The organism is Sphingobacterium phlebotomi, from assembly GCF_008180195.1.
In the GTDB taxonomy this organism is placed as follows: domain Bacteria; phylum Bacteroidota; class Bacteroidia; order Sphingobacteriales; family Sphingobacteriaceae; genus Sphingobacterium; species Sphingobacterium phlebotomi.
Map to the genome: position 1 here is coordinate 1 of NZ_VTAV01000015.1, position 20,931 is coordinate 20,931.

The 20,931-nt window shown below is 43.8% G+C and carries 12 protein-coding genes; 3 read left to right on the forward strand and 9 right to left on the reverse strand.

The window, feature by feature from the left end:
- From FXV77_RS22200 to FXV77_RS17090, 3 genes are all read left to right on the forward strand, one after another.
- Positions 1-216 (forward strand): PI-PLC domain-containing protein (locus FXV77_RS22200; protein ID WP_222867814.1); only part of this gene is annotated, 216 nt, incomplete at its 5' end.
- Positions 217-290: 74 nt separating this feature from the next.
- Positions 291-1,778 (forward strand): MFS transporter, encoded by a 1,488-nt coding sequence (locus FXV77_RS17085; protein ID WP_148920460.1) that lies wholly within the window; start codon positions 291-293, stop codon positions 1,776-1,778.
- A 10-nt stretch (positions 1,779-1,788) separates the two neighbouring features.
- Entirely contained in the window at positions 1,789-2,664 is an 876-nt protein-coding gene (locus FXV77_RS17090) for an HAD-IIA family hydrolase (RefSeq protein ID WP_148920461.1), read from the forward strand.
- A gap of 13 nt (positions 2,665-2,677) precedes the next feature.
- On the opposite strand, the gene bglX is transcribed toward FXV77_RS17090, so the two are convergent.
- The 9 genes from bglX to FXV77_RS17135 all read right to left on the reverse strand — a co-directional run bounded on the left by bglX (position 2,678) and on the right by FXV77_RS17135 (position 20,772).
- Positions 2,678-4,957, reverse strand: coding sequence for a beta-glucosidase BglX (bglX, locus tag FXV77_RS17095; protein ID WP_148920540.1), 2,280 nt, complete (start codon positions 4,955-4,957; stop codon positions 2,678-2,680).
- Between the two features lie 35 nt (positions 4,958-4,992).
- Positions 4,993-6,750, reverse strand: a complete 1,758-nt coding sequence (locus FXV77_RS17100) for a family 43 glycosylhydrolase (RefSeq protein WP_246162504.1) — start codon at positions 6,748-6,750, stop codon at positions 4,993-4,995.
- Positions 6,734-8,212: a sulfatase family protein gene (locus FXV77_RS17105; protein WP_222867815.1), complete on the reverse strand. Its 1,479-nt coding sequence runs from the start codon at positions 8,210-8,212 to the stop codon at positions 6,734-6,736. The genes FXV77_RS17100 and FXV77_RS17105 overlap by 17 nt, the downstream gene beginning before the upstream one ends.
- A 99-nt stretch (positions 8,213-8,311) precedes the next feature.
- Positions 8,312-9,676 (reverse strand): glucoamylase family protein, encoded by a 1,365-nt coding sequence (locus FXV77_RS17110; RefSeq protein ID WP_148920463.1) that lies wholly within the window; start codon positions 9,674-9,676, stop codon positions 8,312-8,314.
- Positions 9,677-9,731: 55 nt separating this feature from the next.
- A complete protein-coding gene (locus FXV77_RS17115) occupies positions 9,732-11,252 on the reverse strand; it encodes a RagB/SusD family nutrient uptake outer membrane protein (protein WP_187444169.1) in 1,521 nt (506 codons plus the stop codon).
- Between the two features lie 17 nt (positions 11,253-11,269).
- The gene (locus tag FXV77_RS17120; RefSeq protein ID WP_148920465.1) at positions 11,270-14,302 is read right to left on the reverse strand and encodes a SusC/RagA family TonB-linked outer membrane protein; all 3,033 of its coding nucleotides are present in this window, start codon (positions 14,300-14,302) and stop codon (positions 11,270-11,272) included.
- 415 nt (positions 14,303-14,717) lie between these two features.
- Positions 14,718-16,232, reverse strand: coding sequence for a DUF4886 domain-containing protein (locus FXV77_RS17125; RefSeq protein WP_148920466.1), 1,515 nt, complete (start codon positions 16,230-16,232; stop codon positions 14,718-14,720).
- A 26-nt stretch (positions 16,233-16,258) separates the two neighbouring features.
- Positions 16,259-17,752, reverse strand: coding sequence for a RagB/SusD family nutrient uptake outer membrane protein (locus FXV77_RS17130; protein WP_246162505.1), 1,494 nt, complete (start codon positions 17,750-17,752; stop codon positions 16,259-16,261).
- Between the two features lie 17 nt (positions 17,753-17,769).
- Positions 17,770-20,772 carry a SusC/RagA family TonB-linked outer membrane protein gene (locus tag FXV77_RS17135; RefSeq protein WP_148920468.1) on the reverse strand — a complete coding sequence of 1,001 codons (3,003 nt, stop codon included), beginning with the start codon at positions 20,770-20,772 and terminating at the stop codon, positions 17,770-17,772.
- Positions 20,773-20,931 lie beyond the last annotated feature (159 nt).

Consider the following 20,931-nt stretch of genomic DNA (forward strand, 5'->3'; position numbering starts at 1 on the left):
GATATTAACCGGATAGGTTGTCGGCTGGAAGGCACAACGAGGGATATGATTAAAAAGGCAAAAAAGGAAGGTTTCAAGATAACCTTATGGCCGGGTCGCAGTGTGGAAGACTTCCTGCTTGGTGTGATGCTCGAACCTGATGGTCTATGTACGGATGTTCCCGTGGAGGTGATGACATGGGTGAAAGAGAATGCTCCCTGGATCACCATAAAATAAGGTGGCAGTCTAAAAATCCGATGGTGAAATGGAGTAGCCAAGGTAATAAATAAACAATTAGCTAATTCAAAAAAATGAAAGAAGCCACTTCAACTTCAGATCAAACGAAGACCTTTAAATACTGGCAGACGCGTACCCTTATTACAACGATAATCGGCTATGCTGTCTTCTATTTTGTACGTAAAAATTTCTCCTTTGCCATTCCGGCCCTGACAGCTGAGTATGGAATTACAAAAACAAGTTTTGGGATCATCATGACGCTGGTGACCATCGTTTATGGACTATCACGGTTTCTCAATGGGGTGATAGCAGATAGGATGAATGCCCGCTATCATATGTCCATCGGGTTGTTTTTATGTGCTATGGCTAATTTTGCGTTTGGCTGGGGAGACGACCTAAGTACACTGTTTACAGGACAGAAGGGTGGCCCAATGTTTACAAACACGATGGTGTTGGTATTAGGAATTCTTCTGATTTTAAACAACGTTTTTCAAGGAAGTGGTTATCCTCCTATCGCGCGTTTATTGACGCATTGGATACCTCCCCATGAGTTGGCGACAAAAATGTCAATTTGGAACACTTCGCATTCTATAGGCGCAGCCCTGGTCGCTATTCTTGCTGGCTATATCATGGGTACGATGGGTACCAACATGAGCAATAATCCGGAAGTGATCGCTTCCATTGCCGCAAATTTGAAAATAGACCCTACAGATACGGAGAAAATGAAGACCGTCCTCGAATATGCATCTCACTACGGTGCATGGAAGTGGTGTTTTTGGATTCCCGCGACTATCGCATTAGTTGGGTCAATAGGGCTATTCATTAGCTTGCGTGATACCCCCTCGTCGGTAGGCTTGTCCGAATTGCATAAGACTAACAAAAAGGGGAAGGGATCCTCTGCCGAATTTAGAGCTGTTCTCCGTAAAGCGGTTTATCGCAACAAATGGATATGGATATTGGGTGTGGCTAATTTCTTCGTATATGTGGTTCGTTTTGCTGTATTGGATTGGGGCCCGACATTTATGAAGGAAGCCCATGGCATGACATTGAGTAATGCAGGATGGACAGTAGCGCTCTTTGAAATATTTGGTATCGTTGGTATGCTGGCTGGCGGCTGGGTCACCGACAGGTTTTTTGCCGGTAGAGCACACCGCACCTGTCTGTATTGTATGATAGGTGTGGCCATATCCATGACTTTTTTCCTATACTTGCCAGACAGTTCTCCATCCTGGGCAATGATATTGTCTTTGGCTATGTGTGGATTTTTTATTTACGGCCCGCAGGCACTTATCGGTGTTGCTACATCCAATCAGGCAACTAATAGAGCTGCCGCCACCGCTAATGGTGTGGTTGGTATATTTGGGTATGCAAGTGGCTTGGTATCCGGTTTCGGAATTGGTTTTATGGTGGACACCTTCAACAAAGTGGACCCTGAAAAATCGTGGGACTACGTTTTCATGATGATGATAGGCATGGCGATCGTTTGTGTTTTCATTTTCGCCTTGATGTGGAAAGCCAAAGCACACGGTTACGATGAGGAAGACAAAGTTTTAGAAAATTAAAATATAAAAAATGACAGCATATGCATATATCGGTAGCGCAAAACTAGACACTACCGATGAACTTTACAACTGCCTAAAAAATATCAAACATATAGCATTGGATATGGACGGCACGATATACAATGGAAGTACCTTGTTTCCTTTTACGATTCCTTTTCTTGCCAAGTTAAAAGAAAAGGGGATTGGATATTCGTTCTTGACTAACAATCCCTCAAAAAGTACAGAAGACTACCTGGGACATTTAACCAAAATGGGCATCCATGCAGTCAAAGAAGAAATGTACACCTCTGCTCAAGCTACGATAGAGTACATAAAAACGAATATGCCAAAGGCAAAAAGACTTTTCATATTAGGCACACCTAGTATGATCAGTGAATTTGAGCGGGCAGGTTTTGAATCTACAGAAGACGATGAAAACGATATTCCTGATGTCGTAGTGGTCGGTTTCGACATGACGCTTAGTTATGCCCGTCTATGTAGAGCTTCTTGGTGGGTTGCACAAAAACTGCCCTATATTGCGACCAATCCCGATCGGGTCTGTCCGACGGATAAGAAAATCATTTTGGTGGACTGTGGAGCTATATATACTTGCATAGAATATGCTACGGGCAGACTGCCGGATAGGGTTATTGGTAAACCCAATCCGGGTATGTTGGACGGCATCCTGGAACGTTACAAATTAGACCCTTCCGAGGTACTGATGGTGGGAGATAGAATATATACGGATGTTAAAATGGCGCAAAATGCCGGAGCTGTCGGCGTATTGGTTCTTTCGGGAGAAACGACCATGGACATCGTCCAGGACTCGGATACCGTTCCCGATATTATTGCTGAGGATCTGGAAGAACTGCAACACATGCTTATTGCTGCTATGTCCCTGACATAAATGGTACTTCTTGTTAAAGAAGCGAAAACTCCGCTTCTTTAACATCACTGGAATTTGTACCAATAAATAGCTTAAAATCTCCCGGTTCAGCAACAAACTCGAGCGCATTGTTGTAGAATTTCAAATCTTCTACCCCGATTTCAAAAACCACATCCTGGCTCTCGCCTTTTTTAAGAAAAATCTTTTGAAATCCTTTAAGCTCCTTTACCGGACGGGTAACAGAACCCACCAAATCACGAATATAAAGCTGAACGACTTCCTCGCCATCGTAGTTGCCGCTATTCGTCAGCGTAACCGTCGCAGTAATCTTTTCATCGGCTTTCATGCTCGTTTTGTCCAACTGGATGTCGCTGTATGTAAACGTGGTGTAGCTTAAACCATAACCAAAGGGGTAGAGTGGTTCGTTGGTTACGTCAAGATAGTTAGAACGGAATTTTTCGAACCAAGCTCCGGCCGCCAGTGGACGACCGGTATTTTTGGCACTATAATACAACGGAACTTGTCCCACATTCTGCGGAAAGGTAGCTGGTAGCTTCCCCGACGGGTTCACATCTCCAAAAAGGACATCGGCAACGGCTTTTCCGGTTTCTGTACCACCAAACCAAACATTCAATATGGCGGGTACATGCTCGTTTTCCCATGTCAGTGTTAGCGGACGTCCCGCAAACAACACCAAAACCAACGGTTTACCTGTTTTCAATAAGGCTTCTAATAATTTCTTTTGCGTATCCGGAATATCCAATTCTGTTCGGCTTGAACTTTCACCGCTCATTTCAGAGGATTCGCCCAGTGCCGCGACGATGACGTCTGCTGACTCCGCTACCTGTAATGCTTCGGCGATGATCTCCGTTTCCGGTCGCTCGTCTCTCGGTATCGTGCGACCAAACATCGTGGCGCGTTCTTGATATATGGCATCCGATAGTAGGTTTGCTCCTAAATGCTGTACGATGTTAACTTTATCGCCCAATGCGGCTTGCATGCCCTCCAATAGACTAGGCGTGTTCTCAAGATCCGCACTTACACTCCAGGTTCCGGGCATATTAGCTCGGGTATTAGATAGCGGACCGATAAGCGCAACCGTACCACTTTTTTTCAGTGGTAGCGTATTATTTTCATTTTTTAGTAGAACAAAGGATTTACCGGCTATTTCACGCGCTTTCGCTAGATGGGAAGGCGTGAGGATATCGCTTTTTGCCCGCTCGTCATCGTAGTAACGGAAAGGGTCATCAAAAAGCCCTAGCTTATATTTTGTTTCTAATATGAGTCGACAGGCTTCATCAATTTCAGCTTGTGTCACCTTTCCTTCATCCAGCGATTTTTTCAACGTCGTAAGAAAACCTTCACCCACCATATCCATGTGTACACCGGCTTTCAACGCTAAAGCGGATACGGCTTGTAGATCACCCAAGCCATGATCAATGAGTTCGTTAATCGCGGTGTAGTCAGTAACGACCATCCCTTTGAATCCCCATTGGTTGCGTAAAACATCGGTCATCAACCACTTGTTTGCTGTGGCTGGTACGCCATTGATATCATTAAAAGACGTCATAACCGTACCTGCACCGGCATCGACTGCGGCCTTGTATGGAGGGAAGTATTCGTTGTACATACGATGTAAGCTCATATCGGTTGTATGATAATCTCTTCCAGCTTCTGCAGCGCCGTAGAGGGCGAAATGCTTCACACACGCCATCAAGGTATTGTGTGCCGAGAGGTCATTGCCTTGATAACCTTTGACCATTTCTGCTGCGATGCGTGCACTAAGATACGTGTCTTCACCACTTCCTTCTGATATCCGACCCCAACGCGGATCTCGAGAAATATCGACCATCGGAGAGAATGTCCAGTTCAAACCATCTGCACTGGCCTCTACGGCGGCAATACGTGCCGATTCACGAATAAGTGCCATATCCCAGGTAGCTGCTAGACCGAGGGGGATAGGAAACATGGTTTTATACCCATGAATAACGTCCATACCGAAAATAATGGGAATACCCAAGCGCGATTGTTTGACGGCTAATTCTTGTGCAGCTCTGATTTTGGCAGGCGAAGACATACTGAAGATCCCTCCGATTTCGCCTGTTTTTATTTTAGCTTCCACACCGGTAGATACCACAGATCCTGTGACAGCTTCACCTCCGGTAACGAGATTTAGCTGTCCGATTTTTTCTTCCACGGTCATCTTGCCCATGAGTTCCGAAATGAATTGATCCATTTTAGTGTTCGTTTGGGCATTTGTATTTACGCTACAAGTTGTAGCGATACTGAGTATCCATATTGTTAATCTTTTCATCATCGTTATCCTTATCTATGAGATTATCTATACTTTTATTCTATTTTGGTGATGGCGGACAATTCGGAAACACCATTTTCATTAAACGCCTCTATCGCGAAATAATAGGTTTGATCGGTGTTCAAGGACTTTAGCAAGAGTTCATTATCATCATAAACCATCCAGGAACTATACAACTTATCCGGAGCAATGCCCCAACGCACATTATAACCTTGTGTGTTGTTTTGTTTTGTCCAGTGTAGCGAAATATCACGTCTATCCATCTGTCTATCGAGCTGGAAATTTTTAACGGGAGCAGGTTTTTTCCCGTTTCCTATCCCGAAAATCCGGATCTCGGACATGGCAAGATGCGGAGTCGGCACTTCGATATTTTTATAACGGACATATCGCGTCGATACGGCGGATTCCAGCTCAATATAGTCGTTAGGTGTATCCTTAAAACTTTTGCTTTTATCGATAATTGTAAACCAGTTTTCGCCGTCATCGGAACCTTCCAGGGTATAGCGATGTCTTAATCCTTCAAAACGCCCATACATATCCGACTGATAATCGGCATAATTGATTTGGATAGCATATATAGCCGCCTGTTTTTCCAGATCGATAACGACCCATTGACTGGCATCGTTGTTTTCGGCAAGCCAAGACGTTTTAGCAATCTCGTCGGTCAATGCCGATGCATCATATCCCTCTTGGACCGATGATACACGGACGGGTTTGTTATAAGAGAGTAACATCCATCCTCTAAACTGACCTCGTTTATTCGGTACGGAAGGGGCATAACGCGGATAATCTCCGAAATAAGTATCGGTATACATGATTCCATCCTCATCGAAAAAAGTAGGAAACATACAAAGTCGTCTTTCCCAGGTCATGTTCACCGAATAATCCATCGTTGCAAAATGCCAATAATGACCACCGGGACCGACAACCGTACTACCGTGTCCCGCACCGTTCATATAGCCCCCCGGCTTATACGAAACCGGGTTATGTGCTTGATAGGTATAAGGGCCAAGTGGGTGGTCCGCTATATATACACCGTCGCCATACACGTTAAATTGGGTGCCGGGAGCAGCATATTGCATATAATATTTGTTGTTGTGCTTGGTAAGCCAGGGCCCTTCAATATAACCGCCCAGCACGGTATCAGCATGGTTTTCGCCGAAGCGTTCCCAACCATGTTTTTCGGGCGCTAAGTTGAAAAGCTCGACGATAACCGAATCGGCAATGAACCGTTTGTTTTTATCCAATTTACGTCCACGGATAGGAAATTTGTTGGATGAACCCCAGAACATATACGCCTGTCCGTCATCATCGATAAATAGATCTGGATCTTGCAAATTGTTAATGATCGAGGGAGTGGCTTTCCAATCGCCTTTTTTTGGATCGTCGGTGTATAGGACGCTCATGTGGCCAGATGGATCACCCGTAACGTATAATACGGAATCCCTGTAATTGTGCGCGGCTGGTGCATTCGATCCCTCGAAATACCACTTCTCGGGCATGATGAAATTCCAGTTTTGTAGGTCGGTAGAATGCCAGTACCCCATGGATCGGGTAACGAACATATAATATTCACCGCGGAACTCCACAACTGCAGGATCGGCTCCGGATCGGTAAGATATATCGCGATGCGCATTATAGATCATGTAGGTGTAATCCAGGTTCAGTGGATTGCAGTAGGTGTCTGCGCGCATCCCCTGACCGTATCCCGTAGTTATACAGAGAAGGAAAAACACGTAGATGCTTATAGCCTTGGCCATCCTCGTTTTGTTTATCTTATCTGTATTTTTCATCAACTCCATATTTATCTTGTAGCATCAGCAATTCTTGCTGTAGTTCTTGTGTTATTTTCTCTGTTCCTTTTCGCCCGTAAATGTTTTCAATCTCGGAGGGATCTTTTTTGATATCATAAAGCTCCCAAAGATTCTCCTTTGGAAAATGCATCAATTTGTACCGTTCCATTTTTACCCCGTAATGTGCACGCACACTGTGGAAACCCGGATATTCGTAGTAATGGTAGTAGAGCGATTTTCGCCAGTCTTTTGGTGTTCTGCCATTTTGTGCGAGTGCTTTGAAGGATCTCCCTTGCATATCATCTGGTATGGCGATCTGACACAGGTCCAGTAGGGTGGGTGCAAAATCTATATTCTGTGTTAGGCCATCTATTTTGATGCCCGGCTTGATGTGTTTGGGGTAGGACATGAGCAATGGCATACCAAAAGATTCTTCGTACATAAACCGCTTGTCAAACCATCCATGTTCGCCAAGGTAAAAGCCTTGGTCGGACGTGTAGATAACAATGGTGTTTTTATCCAATCCGTTGGCTTTAAGATAATCTAAAATCTCACCGACACTTTCATCTACTGATTTAACCGTAGCCAGATAATCCTGCATATAGCGTTGGAACTTCCAGAGCGCCTTTTCTTTTTCCGTACGCTTCGTCGTATAGAAATCGTTGTTGCGATCTCTATAAGCCGCGAAGAAACGTTTCTGTTCTGCCTGCGTCATGGTCTCTAAGAACGCATGTGGCCAAGGGTCGTACAGTAAAGTATCTGAATCGATACCGGTTACCATCTTCAGATCATGGCCTTCGTACATGTCCCGATAAATATTCATCTCTTGTTGTGCAGCCGCATATCGTCCTTCGTAATCATCAAAATATGTTTCGGGTATTGGAAAGGCAGTGTTTTCATAAAGCTTATAGTGCCGTTCAGCAGGTACCCAATTGCGATGCGGGGCTTTATGATGCATCATGAGGAAAAACGGTTTGTTTTTATCACGATGTTCCAACCAATCTGTGGTCAGGTTGGTAATCAGATCGGTAACATAACCCATACGACGAACGGTATCTCGTTCCGTAATGAAATAAGGATTGTAGTAATCCCCTTGATCATTTAAAATTTCCCAATGATCGAAGCCCGTTGGTTTTGAAATGAGGTGCCATTTACCGATAATAGCTGTTTCATAACCGTTTTGCTGTAGTATTTTGGGGAGCGTCTGTTGGGTACCGTCAAAACCTCTATTTCCATTCTGCATAAATCCATTCTTATGACTGTGCTTACCCGTCAGTATTGCTGCTCGACTAGGGCCACAAATGGAATTGCTGCAATAATTATTTAAGAATAGTGCCCCCTCGCTGGCGATACGGTCGATATGGGGCGTCGGTGCTTTTTGGGAAATAGGGTGTCCGTATGCACTGATGGCCTGCTCTGCATGGTCGTCACTCATGATAAATATCACGTTAGGACGCTGCATGTCAGTTTGACCGTAGGAACTCAGGGAGACTATCCACGCTATGTAGACAAGAATTGAATGTTTTATTTTGTTTCTGAACATGCGACAGGTTTTACTGTTTTAATCTTGTGGAGTGGAGAAGCCTAATTTTTTTAAACCATCCTGTACATCGGGAGCACCCATGAAAAGGTCCCAAATAAAACCATCTTTATAGTTCTGAATCATTACGACCATCGGTCCTTGATCAATGGCAAGATAACGTTGTGGATACCAATTCTCGGATTCGCTGTACGCATCATAGAAACCGTATTTACCCCATACCATATCGCCGATGTTATCCTTTAAGTAGCGCATAAAGCTGATGCTTTCCTTTGGTGTATAAGGTATCGAGGAAATAGCTGCGGTAGGAGAGATCACACCGGTTGGATCGTTGTCCGGATGGTGGGCGTTATAACCATTTGTGGAATAACTTGCCGTCCACCCCCAACCTTTGTCAGCCCCGTATCCTTTGAATTGTTTCGGATTTTCTTTGGCATAGGCAATATTGATTTTGGTATGGTTGGTCACCACATCTTGGTAATTGGCATACTGATCGGATAGACCCATTGGATTAAGCCCCAAAAAGGAGTAATGCGCCCAGAATAGTGGACCGATTTCTCCTTCTTTTGCATTATGTTTTAATACCGTTGGGATATCGTATTTGGTAATGGATGTCCTGATAGTACCATCACGTGCCCAGCCTTTATGGTAAGCTTCCGCTGGAATGGCGTGGGTAGGAGATGATGCGCCTAAGATATAAGCAATCATGCATTCATCAAAGCCATGTATCGAATGGTTCATGCCCCAGCCGTGTTTTGGGCTCCAATGCCAATAAAGTAGATCTTTCCCATTTCGGTAGAAATCCCAGTTAATGCCTTTCCAAAGTTCATCGGCTTTAGCTGCTATTTCTTTCTCTGCATTGCTGCCGTTTTTATAATACTCCCGGATACAGATCAAGGCTTCCGCCATAAATGCAGTTTCGACGATATCGCCCCCATCATCAGCTTCACTGAATGCCTTTGGTTCGCCTGTATCGCCAAAATACCAATGCGACCAGGCACCTTGAAACCGATCGATCTTGTCAAGAAAATTTAGCGCTTTTTCAAAGCGTGCTAGGCCTTCCTCTTTGGTGATAAATTCGTTGTGAATCCCCACTAAAACAGCCATTAAACCGAAACCGCTTCCACCAATGGTAATCACGTTTTCATCGTTTTGAGGATATTCACCATCGATATGGATTCGCTCTCTGGCTAGTCCGGAATTAGGTTCAGCACCATCCCAAAAATACTGGAACGTTTGTTTTTGGACAAGCGTAATCAGCGAATCGTCGGATAGCGTGTCGCCTGTCGGCTCAGTTTCTTTGCCGGTATCGTTTTCTGTATTGTTTGGAGAGGTACAAGACAGGATACCGGCGAGAATACCAAAGTATATAAAATATTTTCTCATAATATAAAATGATACACGTACGAGAGATCCGTACGTGCTTTATTAAAATATGTTTTTATCGTAAATTCGGATTTAAGTCCTTTTGAATTTGTGGAACCGGTAGATACTGTGCTGCAGGTGTAAACCCATAGTCTGCAAGCGCCGTTTGTGCCGTTCCTGTACGTAGAAGGTCATTATAGCGTTCCCCCCACCATTCGCAAGCAAATTCAGCCCGACGCTCGTCGAGTACATCTGTTAGTGTTGCTCCTGTTATCGGATCCAAATCGACACGTTCACGGACCAAGTTTAAGGATGCGTCCCCATTTTGTCCCTTACGGATTTTAGCTTCTGCATTGAGCAATAGCGCATCAGCATAGCGGAGTACACGAATGTTATTGTCCGATCCATAAGCTGTCCGTCCTGGTGTCATCTGATTCGCTGGCGAATATGCTTTTCCATTAAAGTGGGTTTGACCATTGGCATTTCCGTAGACCTTATCACCGCTAGGGCTTTCTACGAAAGACTCTGTGTCCTCACCTGCGTACAAAACAGTAGTTTTTAATCGAATGTCATCGCCGCGTTCTGTTAGAAAGTTGATGATTTTCTGTGATGGCTTCATGAATCCCCAACCAGCAATGGGACTGCCGTGTTGGTTCCCTGCAGGTCCTTGGAAGGCAAAAAACTCACCAGGTCTGACATCAGTACCAGACGGTGTTCCGAAGTCACTATACTGTATCTCATAAAGAGATTCGGTACTCATTTTCCCTTTTATCTTGAATAGCTCGTAAAAGTCCTCATACAATTGAAATTTATTACTTGCAATGATCTGTTCTGTAGCATCCAACACGATATCCCAATAGGGGCTACCGTTATCATTTTTAGCGATATCACTCGCGGCTTTGGCTTTGAGTAAAAGTGCGCTATATTTGGTCACACCGCCCTGATGCTGTGCATTTCTCGGAGCAGCATCTTCCAAGGCATTGGCACTTTCTTCCATTTCATTGATAATAAATTGCCGTACTTGTTCGACACTGCTTTTTTCCGTCTCATTAATGACAACGTTGTCTACCAAAATAGGAACGTCTCCAAATACACGCGAAACAATCAGGTGCGCAAAAGCACGGATAAAGCGCGCTTCGGCTCTATACCGGGCGTTTAATGCTAGATTTTCACTGTCCCCACTTGGAATATGTTCGGCAAACTTATCCAGTTCCAATAGGGTTTCATTAGCATAGAAGATGATGCCATAGTAATCTGTCCAACAGTTATTCAATCCCCAAAAATTCTGCACAGACGCATTATTTTTAAAGTTCTTTATTTCATCTAACTGAGACTGATCACTCTCCGTACTTCCTTTGTCTAAATCATCTCCGCGTACAGCACGCATGCCGACATCTATCCAATGCACGAATCCAGGAGCTCCTTTTGAAGCGGTTCTGTACAAACCTGATACAGGGCCATACATTTGCGATAGATCGGTATAGTCGATAGTTTCCGCTGGTTTCGTATTTTCCATCGGCCTATCTAAAAAATCCTTGGAACAACTTGTCGTCAGGACTAAAGAAGAGAATAATGCGATATTAATATATTTTTTCATGATCATTCTGATTGAAATTAATAAGATACTCTGACTCCAACACTATATGTTGCTGATACTGGATAGATGTTCCGATCATATCCTAAACCTGAAACGCCATCTCCGGTGATCTCTGGTGTAAAACCACTGTAGTTGGTGAAGATTGCCGGACGGTCTGCGGTAGCAAACACTCGGAATCGGGTTTGCTTATCCTCTTTTCCGATATTAAAGTTGTACCCCAGTTGGATATTCTGTATACGAAGATAAGAACCGCTTTCGACCCAAAAAGAGTTGGCTGCAAAGGTGTAACCGTTCGTAGTCGCCTCTGCGGAGGGGTAGGTGTTGGTTGAACCTTCGCCGTTCCATAAACTGGTTACAAATTTTGCATCACCGTTCATCATCGAGTACTGATTACGTGATGAGCGGTTTTGATTCAAGATCTTATTGCCCGTCTGTCCTTGGAAAACGATACTCAGATCAAAGTTTTTATAATCAAAACCCATATTGAAACCGTAGGTGATTTTCGGTAGATAATTTCCGATATCCGTTCTATCGTTTTCATCCAACACATTATCGCCATTTTGGTCTTTATAGATGAAATAACCCGGTTTTGCACCTTCTGCACTACCTATAGGATCATTATCGACTTGGCTTTGATTTTGGTAAATACCCGTTACCTCATATCCATAGAAATAATTCAATGGTTTGCCCACTTCTATGCGGACAGGGAAATTAGTTTGTCCACCCATCAAATAGGCTATTCCTCCCAGATCTTTCACCTCATTTTTTAATGTGGTCAAATTACCACCAATATTGTAGCCAAAATCTCCGATGCGATCAGCCCAATTTAGGTTGAATTCAAAACCGCTATTAGCAACATCACCGAAGTTACCATAAATATCCCCTCCTCGAAGCGCACGCGTACGATTAAATGCCAACCCTCGGGTTAAGCGATGGTAATAATCTACCGTTCCCTTTAACCGCTCATTCGCCATGGTGAAATCTAGGCCGAAATCCCATTCTTCCACTACTTCCCAACCAATTCTGCTAAATTGAGATTCGATGGTGTATCCCGGGAGATAGGCACCTGAACCAAGTCCAATGCTTCCGAAGATACCTGAATAATCATTGCCTGTATTTAATACAGCATACCCTGCATTGGCATTGATACCGTCGTTTCCTAACTTACCCCAACTACCTCTAACTTTCAAAAAGCTTAAAAAATCCTGTTCCTGTAGGAAATTTTCATTTGTCAATACCCATCCCAAACCGACAGAAGGGAAATAACCCCATTTAGTCTGGTATTTGGAACTGCCGTCTGCACGAAACGTCGCTGTTAAGAGATAGGTTTTTCTATAATCATACGTTCCTCTTGCAAAATAAGAAAGGCCGGCATTTCGGGTTCCATCTTCTTCATAGCCGGTTATAGATCTTGTTCCCAGATTAACATACCAACTCTCTTCGTTTGCTGGAATATCATCCGCAGAAGCTTGAGTTTTACGCCAACGTTGTTCACGTACGGAATGTCCTAATAACACACTCCAATTGTGGTCATCAGCGTTGTCGGTATATGTTAGTAAGTTATCCCAAATATAATTGGTGTACCGGTCTTGTACGGAGATTAGCTTTGATAACTGTGAACGCTGCGTATTGTCAACATAATACTCTGGCGTATAATCGTATTTATGATGGGAAGCCAATCGTTGACTTAGTTGCGTTTTGAATTTAAGTTTGTTGCCCCATATATTCACATCAGCGTAAGCGGAAGGTAACACCTGAAAAGCTTTTGTACGGTCATAGTTATAATATGCCTGTGCTACAGGGTTATTGAAAACCCCATTGTTATAGCCGATACTTGTAGATGAAGCGAAATCCTCTGGAAAAGCATTCGTATTGTTCGCATCTCGTACAGGATACAATGGAGAAGCGAAATAAGCTAAACCAAATGCGCCGTTATCCGGCGCAAACAACGTGGAATTACTTAAATGCACCGTAAAGCCCAATTTTAACCAATCAAATGCCTGCGCTTCCATTTGGAAACGTAAGTTATATCGTTTGTAATCGTTACGGGCATCCATAATCCCTTCTTGGTCAAGCATATTGGCCCCGAAAGAATAGTTGACTTTTTCTGTACCCCCCATTATGTCTAGAGAATGGCTGTGCATGGGTGCATTGTTTCTCAATAACTCCCCATACCAATCCGTATTGGTGGCAGGAACCAGTCCTTGGCCACCAAACTGCTCGATCGAATTCAATACATAAAGTGAATCTCCACGCGTCCCTTTTGCCAATTGCATAGCAGCATACTCGGCTCCACTTGCCATTCTAAGCATGTTAACTGGGTTTTGAAATCCGACATAACCTTCATAGTTCACCTGTGTTCGCATGTTCATCTTACCTTTTTTCGTGGTGATGATTACTACGCCGTTAGCTGCACGAACACCATATATAGCTGCACCAGAGGCGTCCTTTAAGATCGACATGCTCTCGATATCATTGGAGTTTAAGAAGTCGATGTTATCGACAAACATACCATCTACTACATACAATGGATTTTCGTTGTTTAGTGAACCAACACCTCTGACACGGACAGTTGGCGTGCTGCCTGGAGCACCGCTAGTGACAACTTGTACACCCGAAACACTTCCTTGTAAAGCCTGCATAGGGTTAGCAGTCGTTCGTTTAGTAAGGTCTTCCACGTTCACTTCCGTTACTGGCGCGGTCAAATCGTTTCTGTTAGCTGTTCCATAACCAATGACAACCACCTCTTCTAAAGCTTGGTCTTCGCTTATCAAAAAAACATCTAATGTTTCTTGGTCACTCACGGATACCGTTTGTGTAGTATAACCTATAAAACGAAATGTTAACGAATCTGTTGCGCTGGCTTCTATAGAGAATCGTCCCGCCGCATCTGTCTGGCTTCCCGTTCCGTCTGGTTTGGAGATGGTAACCCCCGGAAGACCAATCAAAGATTGACTGTCTTTTACCGTTCCGGTAACGGTTTTAACCTGAGCATATCCATAGGATAGGGCAGTGGTTAAAAACAAAAAAAGTAACAATAACTTCCTCATAAAAACTAGTTTGCTTAATGTTTATAATTGTGACACAATAACAGGTTATCGTAACACCTTATGTTTATAATATTAATATAACAAAGATGTGATGTATTGGTTTGATGATGAAATTCTTGTGTTTCACATTACTACTTCATAGTTGAATACTTACTGTGATAGTAGATGTTATTGTTGTTATTTTATTGTTTATCAGTTTATTGTGTCTTTTGTATACTTGCTTGTTAATTTTATGTCAGTAGAAGTTTTATCCGTTACCATGTAGTAGTTTTGATGTAGTAATTATACCGTTTTGTCTGATATTTTAATAGATTTTATGACTATCTGCGCCGTCAAAAAAGAAAAAAGATGAGTTTGACAACTAAAAAGGACATTTTAATTTTTCTGTTTTTAGTTGTCAAACTATGGAAGTGAATTAATTTAACGGGCGAATACGCACTGCATTAATATAAAAGAATTTGTTTACATGTGTATTGTTGGAACCCGCGGTTACCGTTATGGTGATTTCCCCATCACTGTTAGGTGTAATACCGGCAGAACTACATACTACTGACGGATGAGCAGGAGGGGTAGTAGAGGTAAGTACAGATACCGTATTGGTATTAGCTCCTTCCGCAATAAATGCAGTTTCTCTGACGTTTACATCACCTCCCTCTCTAGATGCATAGTAGCAGAGTTCATAGGATTTTTCAGGATCTAGTCCATAAAGCTTAAAGACGCCTTTTTCATAGGCTGGTGTTGTTCCCCAATCGAAAGCATGCCCAAAGAAAGATCTCCTCGCTACAGATTCGGGTATTGGAAATATTATTGGATTAGCTAACGGGACACCGTTGGTATTTACGCCATTGAATCGCTCCAGCATGGTGTAGGATATTCCGGTAAATTCGTTATTGATATCCTTCAGATTAGAGATAGAAAAACCAACGGCATTTGTCGTAATACCGTTCCATCCATCTACAGCCGTAGATTGTCCAAAATCGAGATAGATTGGATCGACAAATTCAAAACTGCCACCCCAGTCTTTGTAATCGACCATATCTGTCACCTCCAATGGCGTGGTAATGGCTGTGTGCGCAGCGTGTTGTGCAATCTCTGCTTCATAGCCAGACATACCCGATGGCTTGTATGTATTACCGATCACGCTTTGTCCCGTAATAGCTTCAAACCAGGCGCAAGCGGCGGTATATCTGCCAATTCCACTGTTTAGATGGTAGCCATCGCGTGTGACATTGTCACCAATAACACTTGTTCTGACGTTTTGGATAGCTGTTCCCGTCGGAACGACAAAATCGATATCAACTAAATCTTTTGCTTTATTAACAGCATCAACGATAGCTTCATACATCTTTGTTTGATCGTTGTCATAGTTGGCAAATCCGTCATGTGTGGAGTTTTGTGCATAAGCCCAGGTTTGGTGTAATAAGAATTTAACCTCGGGATTATTTGCTCTTGGTGCTACGTAATCAAATACCTCTGTTAGCGTAGCTTGCCAAGTATCATATTGCCCGGAGTTTTGACTCACCTGTTGAAAACTGACGTGAGTCCAATTTTCATCGGCCATAGCCCGGTGTATCGTATAGCCTTCTGTTTCTTCCAATTCACCATCGCGATTTATTTTTTGATATTTATACGCGTTCCTGTTTTGCTCGATGTTTTCCCAGTGGTCTTTAAGCGAGCCACCACCGATATAAAGGTTTCCGATGGTAACTGGTATACCCGCTGCGTCGAAAAGTCCGTATAGGTGTTCTTTCAATGCATCTTCCGAGAAACTGTTTCCTACGGCCAAGATACGGATACTTCCATCATCTTCCGGGTCGGGAAGAATTTCGCCCATGGCGGGACGCTCCATTTTTTGACAGGAGCTGAATGTCAAGGTTCCGGCCAAGATGCCAAATAGCAGTAGTAAACCGGTATATATATGTTTCTTCATGTTATTATGCTGAATTTAAGTTATAATCAATAGTCTGGATTTTGAATCAATACACCACCGGAACGATCAATCTCTACTTGGGGGATCGGATAAAACCGGTGTTTTACTTGGTAACTCGGATAACCTGCAGCGCGCATAGTTTGTACGTCGATTCCCCAGCGGACTAGATCAAAAAAACGCTGGTTCTCCATGCCGAGCTCTACTTGTCGTTCGTGACGTATCGCCTGGCGCAATTCCTCCTGGTCACGGGTGGTTACCTCAGGTAATATATTGGGGTTGGCTCCGCGTGCACGGGCTCTCACCTGCTCGAGGTAATCCAATGCTAAGTCAATATTGGCATCGCCACCAACTTCGTTGGCTGCTTCGGCGGCAAGTAAAACGATATCGGCATAGCGTATCATCCGTACATTGAACCATTGTCCTTGTAAGCTTCCGTACCTGGAGCGCAAAGCTGGATTGGTATAGATTTTTTTGTTCCAGTATGGTCTGTCCAAGCCGGCGGGCAATCTTTCTCCATATGGAGCATTCGTACTGTCGCTCCATAGAATAGTAACATCTTTACGTGGGTCGCCCGGTTCAAAGGCATTGATCAACCTTTGGTTTGGTATATTAAATCCCCAACCAAGATTAAACTGTCCGGCGCCCCGTACACCTTGACGTGAGGCATAAGTAACCCCAAAATTCTGTACACCATCATGGTAGGCCTGTATCTCAAAAATAGATTCTTTACTATTTTCGCTTTCTTCCCTAAAAATCATGTTGTAAGGAACGCTTAAATCATAAGCACCCGAATTGATTACGGCTTGTGCTGAACTTAACGCTTCGGCGAAGCGCTGGCGAGCCATAAACGTCTGTGTCTGCAAGGATAGTGCCGCTCCACGGGTGAGGCGGCCGTCAAACCCCGCCCATGTCTCGGGCAAATACGCTACAGCATCTTGCAGATCAGCATCAATGAGTTCGTAAACCTGCGAAACGGTCGATTTGGGCCGGATGGCAGAACCTTGATCCGTAATGCGAAAATCAATAATCGGCACTTCGCCAAACGTCCGTACCAAATTGAAATAAGCCCACGCCCGCAGAAATTTTGCTTCACCAATATTGGTCAACGTACCTTCTGTTAGGTTATCCAATGAATCTGCGGCAGACAAGACGTTGTTCGTCAAGTTAATCAGACTGTAATGTCCTGACCAATAGTCAACCGAATACCAATGCGTCAGCGAGTAGTTGAACGCGTCATAGATAGGTCCTGCTACGGATGCGTCTGAATCGTTACTTCCTATATCGGCATCGTCCGAACGGATATTGTGCAAGCCTACATATTGCAACCCGCTTGTCCCTTCGCTACGTAGCCCTGCGTAAGCTGCAAAAACATGTTCTTCCAAAGATCCAGTAGGAAGGTCGTCTTCCGTGAATCGTCCTTTAGGTTTAATATCCAACCAGTCCGTGCTACAGCTTGCCGTCAGTATGAGTAGGACCACGGACAACGTGAGCATAACGTTATTTTTATTATATGTTTTCATTTCAATCGTCATTTTGGTTAAAAATTCAAGTTCATGCCAAAGGTGTATACAGCCGGAACAGGATACGTGCCGTTATCTACCCCAAATGAAATAGCGCTTCCGCCGATTTCCGGGGTAAATCCGGTATTATTTGCCCATGTAAACATGTTCTGTGCATTGACGAATAACCGTAGGTTCTTTAATCGCAAGCGGCTAAGGGATTCTTGTGGAAATCTGTAGGCTAATGTCACATCGCGTAACCGAAAAAAACTGCCGTCTTCCACGAAATATGAAGAAATCTCCCTGTTGGCGGCACGTCCGTTGTCCAATATCGGTTCCCAATTGCTTGTTCCCGGACCTGTCCAGCGCGCCATTCTGTCTTGCAAAAAATTAACGGTTGCAGATTGCCTGTTCCATGTCCGCATAATCTCGTTGCCGTAAACACCTTGGAAATCCATGCTCAGATCAAAGTTCTTGTAGGATGTGGACAAGGATAGGCCATAATAAAAGTCCGGTGTAGGATTACCAATCATATCTCGGTCATTTCCATTAATTATACCATTGCCGTCTACATCTCGGAAACGAATATCCCCCGGACGAAAAGCACCACTTCCGAGACCATTTTGAACGTTATATTGATCGACCTCAGCCTGTGTCTGGAAGATTCCGTCGTGTATATACCCGTAAAAATAACCGATGGGATATCCGGCTATGGTTCTTGATGGTGGGTTTGTGATCTGAAAGCCATCGGTGGAGAGTTTTTTGACCATATTCTTGACGGTCGTGATATTTCCGCCGAAAGATAGTGACCAATCTTCGTTTATCCGTTGATGCCATCTGGCCGAAGCTTCGACACCTTTGTTTTCGATGTTCCCAATGTTACTTAATCCCGGGATAGATCCAAACATACCGGGAACCCTAACCATCACACCATCTGTATTTTTATGATAATAGACGGCTTCTATATCCAATCTGTTTTGCAGTGCAGACAATTCAAAGCCGGCTTCCCAGCTTTTCACGATTTCCCAGCGCAGATTTGGGTCGGGAATGTACTCCGGACCATATGCCGGGATAAGCTCATCGCCAAATACGGCAGACCTTCCGGCTTGAAGCAACGGATACATTGGATAACGATTGCCGCCAACATTCTGATTGCCCAAGCTTCCGTATGATCCGCGAATCTTTAAGTTGTTGATGATGTCCTGATCTTGCATAAAGTCCTCACGGCTTGCTACCCAGGCACCGCCTAGAGCATAGAAATTTTGCCAGGGATTGTTTTTTGCAAAGGCCGAAGAACCATCGCGTCGGAAGGATGCATTGACGAGGTACTTGCCATCGTAGTTATACAAAACCCGCGCTAAATAGGATAGGGTACGGGCTTCGGAGGCTGTTCCGTCGCCTTCTTGTCTAGCAGCATCGCCGATACCGACATACCAATAGTCCGGATCATTGGGAATGGGTATACTGGTCTCTCCCTGCGTTCGTTTAGAATTCGTGGTTTCTACGCCTTGCATATAGGTTGTAAAGCCGAGTGTTCCGGTGAAGTTATGCAAACCGAAACTGTTCTTGTAGTTTACTAACCAGTCTGTCTGGTATTTGTAATGTTTATCTTGCATTTGGCTTACAGACGTGTACCGATTGTCAACTATTTCGGCTTTATCCTCTCCTGCAATCTCGGGATTATATTGAGAAACTACTGCACTGTAACTTCTGCCCGTGTTAAATCCATAGTCCGCGGATACGTTAACACGGAAATTAAAATAGGAAAGGAAATCGACTTCGGCATATCCATTGGCTATTACGCGGTAGTTTAATCGAATATTGGAGTTCTTTCTCTCCTCAATAGCCAATAAAGGATTGTTTACCTGCGCGCGTTGGAAGCCGGGCATCGTATGATACAGCCCGTATTCTTCGTTATAGACCGGAGCAATCGGTACCGCCTGTATCGCGCCGAACACGCCACGCTCTACTGGGAGTTGTGCGCGGTATCCATTTAACACGATACCTGTACGGAAGTTATCGGTCAGCTTTAGTTCGTCAGCGATATTAAACGTAAATTGTTGATGACGTTCGTGGTTGATAATCCCCTCGTCATGCGAAAAACCCAACCCCATCCGAAAACTGTTGCGTTCTGTGGCACCACTAACGCTTAAGTTGTTGTAGTTCAGGATGCCATTTTTGAATATTTCGTCCTGCCAATCCGTATCGCCCGTCCAGTTTGTATAATTATAGGGGAGATTCCCTTGATTAAAAAGCTGTTCATCATAAAGCTCCTTAAATTGGGCGGTATCGGCCATTTTCATGCGGTGGTTCACATCTTTTATACCGATACGTGAACTAAATTCAAAATTCAGTTGTCCGGTTTTTGCCCTTTTGGTCGTCACGGCGATAACACCGTTCGCTCCACGAACACCGAAAATAGCTAATGAAGAAGGATCCTTCAATACCTCAATACTTTCTATATCGGCAGGGTTCAAAAAGTTAATGTTGTCATTCAATAATCCATCCACTACGTAAAGCGGCTTTACGGAATTGATAGAGTTCGTTCCTCGTATCCGGATGTCTGGCTCTTGCCCTGGTCTTCCAGAGTTGGTTACTTGCAGACCGGCTACCTTACCTTGAAGGTTGGCTACGGGATTTGTGCCGGGCTTGTCGACGATGTCGTCACCTTTTACTTGGGTGATAGATCCGGTTAGGTCACGCTTTTGGGCAGTACCATAACCAATCACCACAACTTCTTCCAGAGCTTGATCATCGGGCTCTAAAAAGATGTCGATGTTTGCTCGATTGTTGATTTCCACTGCTTGCGTGGCATAACCAATAAAACCGAATGTTAAGACATCGGTGGGGAAGACCTGGATAGAAAATCTACCAGCTTCATCAGTTTGGGTGCCTTGCCCTGTCGATTTTACTGATACAGTAACACCGGGCAACGCCATTAAAGACTGACTGTCTTTGACCGTCCCTGTAACGGTTCTAACCTGGGCATATCCTATTGATAGGATAGTGATTAGCATTAAAAGCGTAAAAAACTTCCTCATTGAAAATAGTTTAGTTTATTTTAGTTAATTAGCTATTGAACCAACAATTGGTTGCGTTATACAAAATATAATATAACGCAAATATGTAGTGTAATAATTTGTTGGGGAAATAAATTGGTTTCACATTACTACACCATAGGTATTATACCGCTACGGATG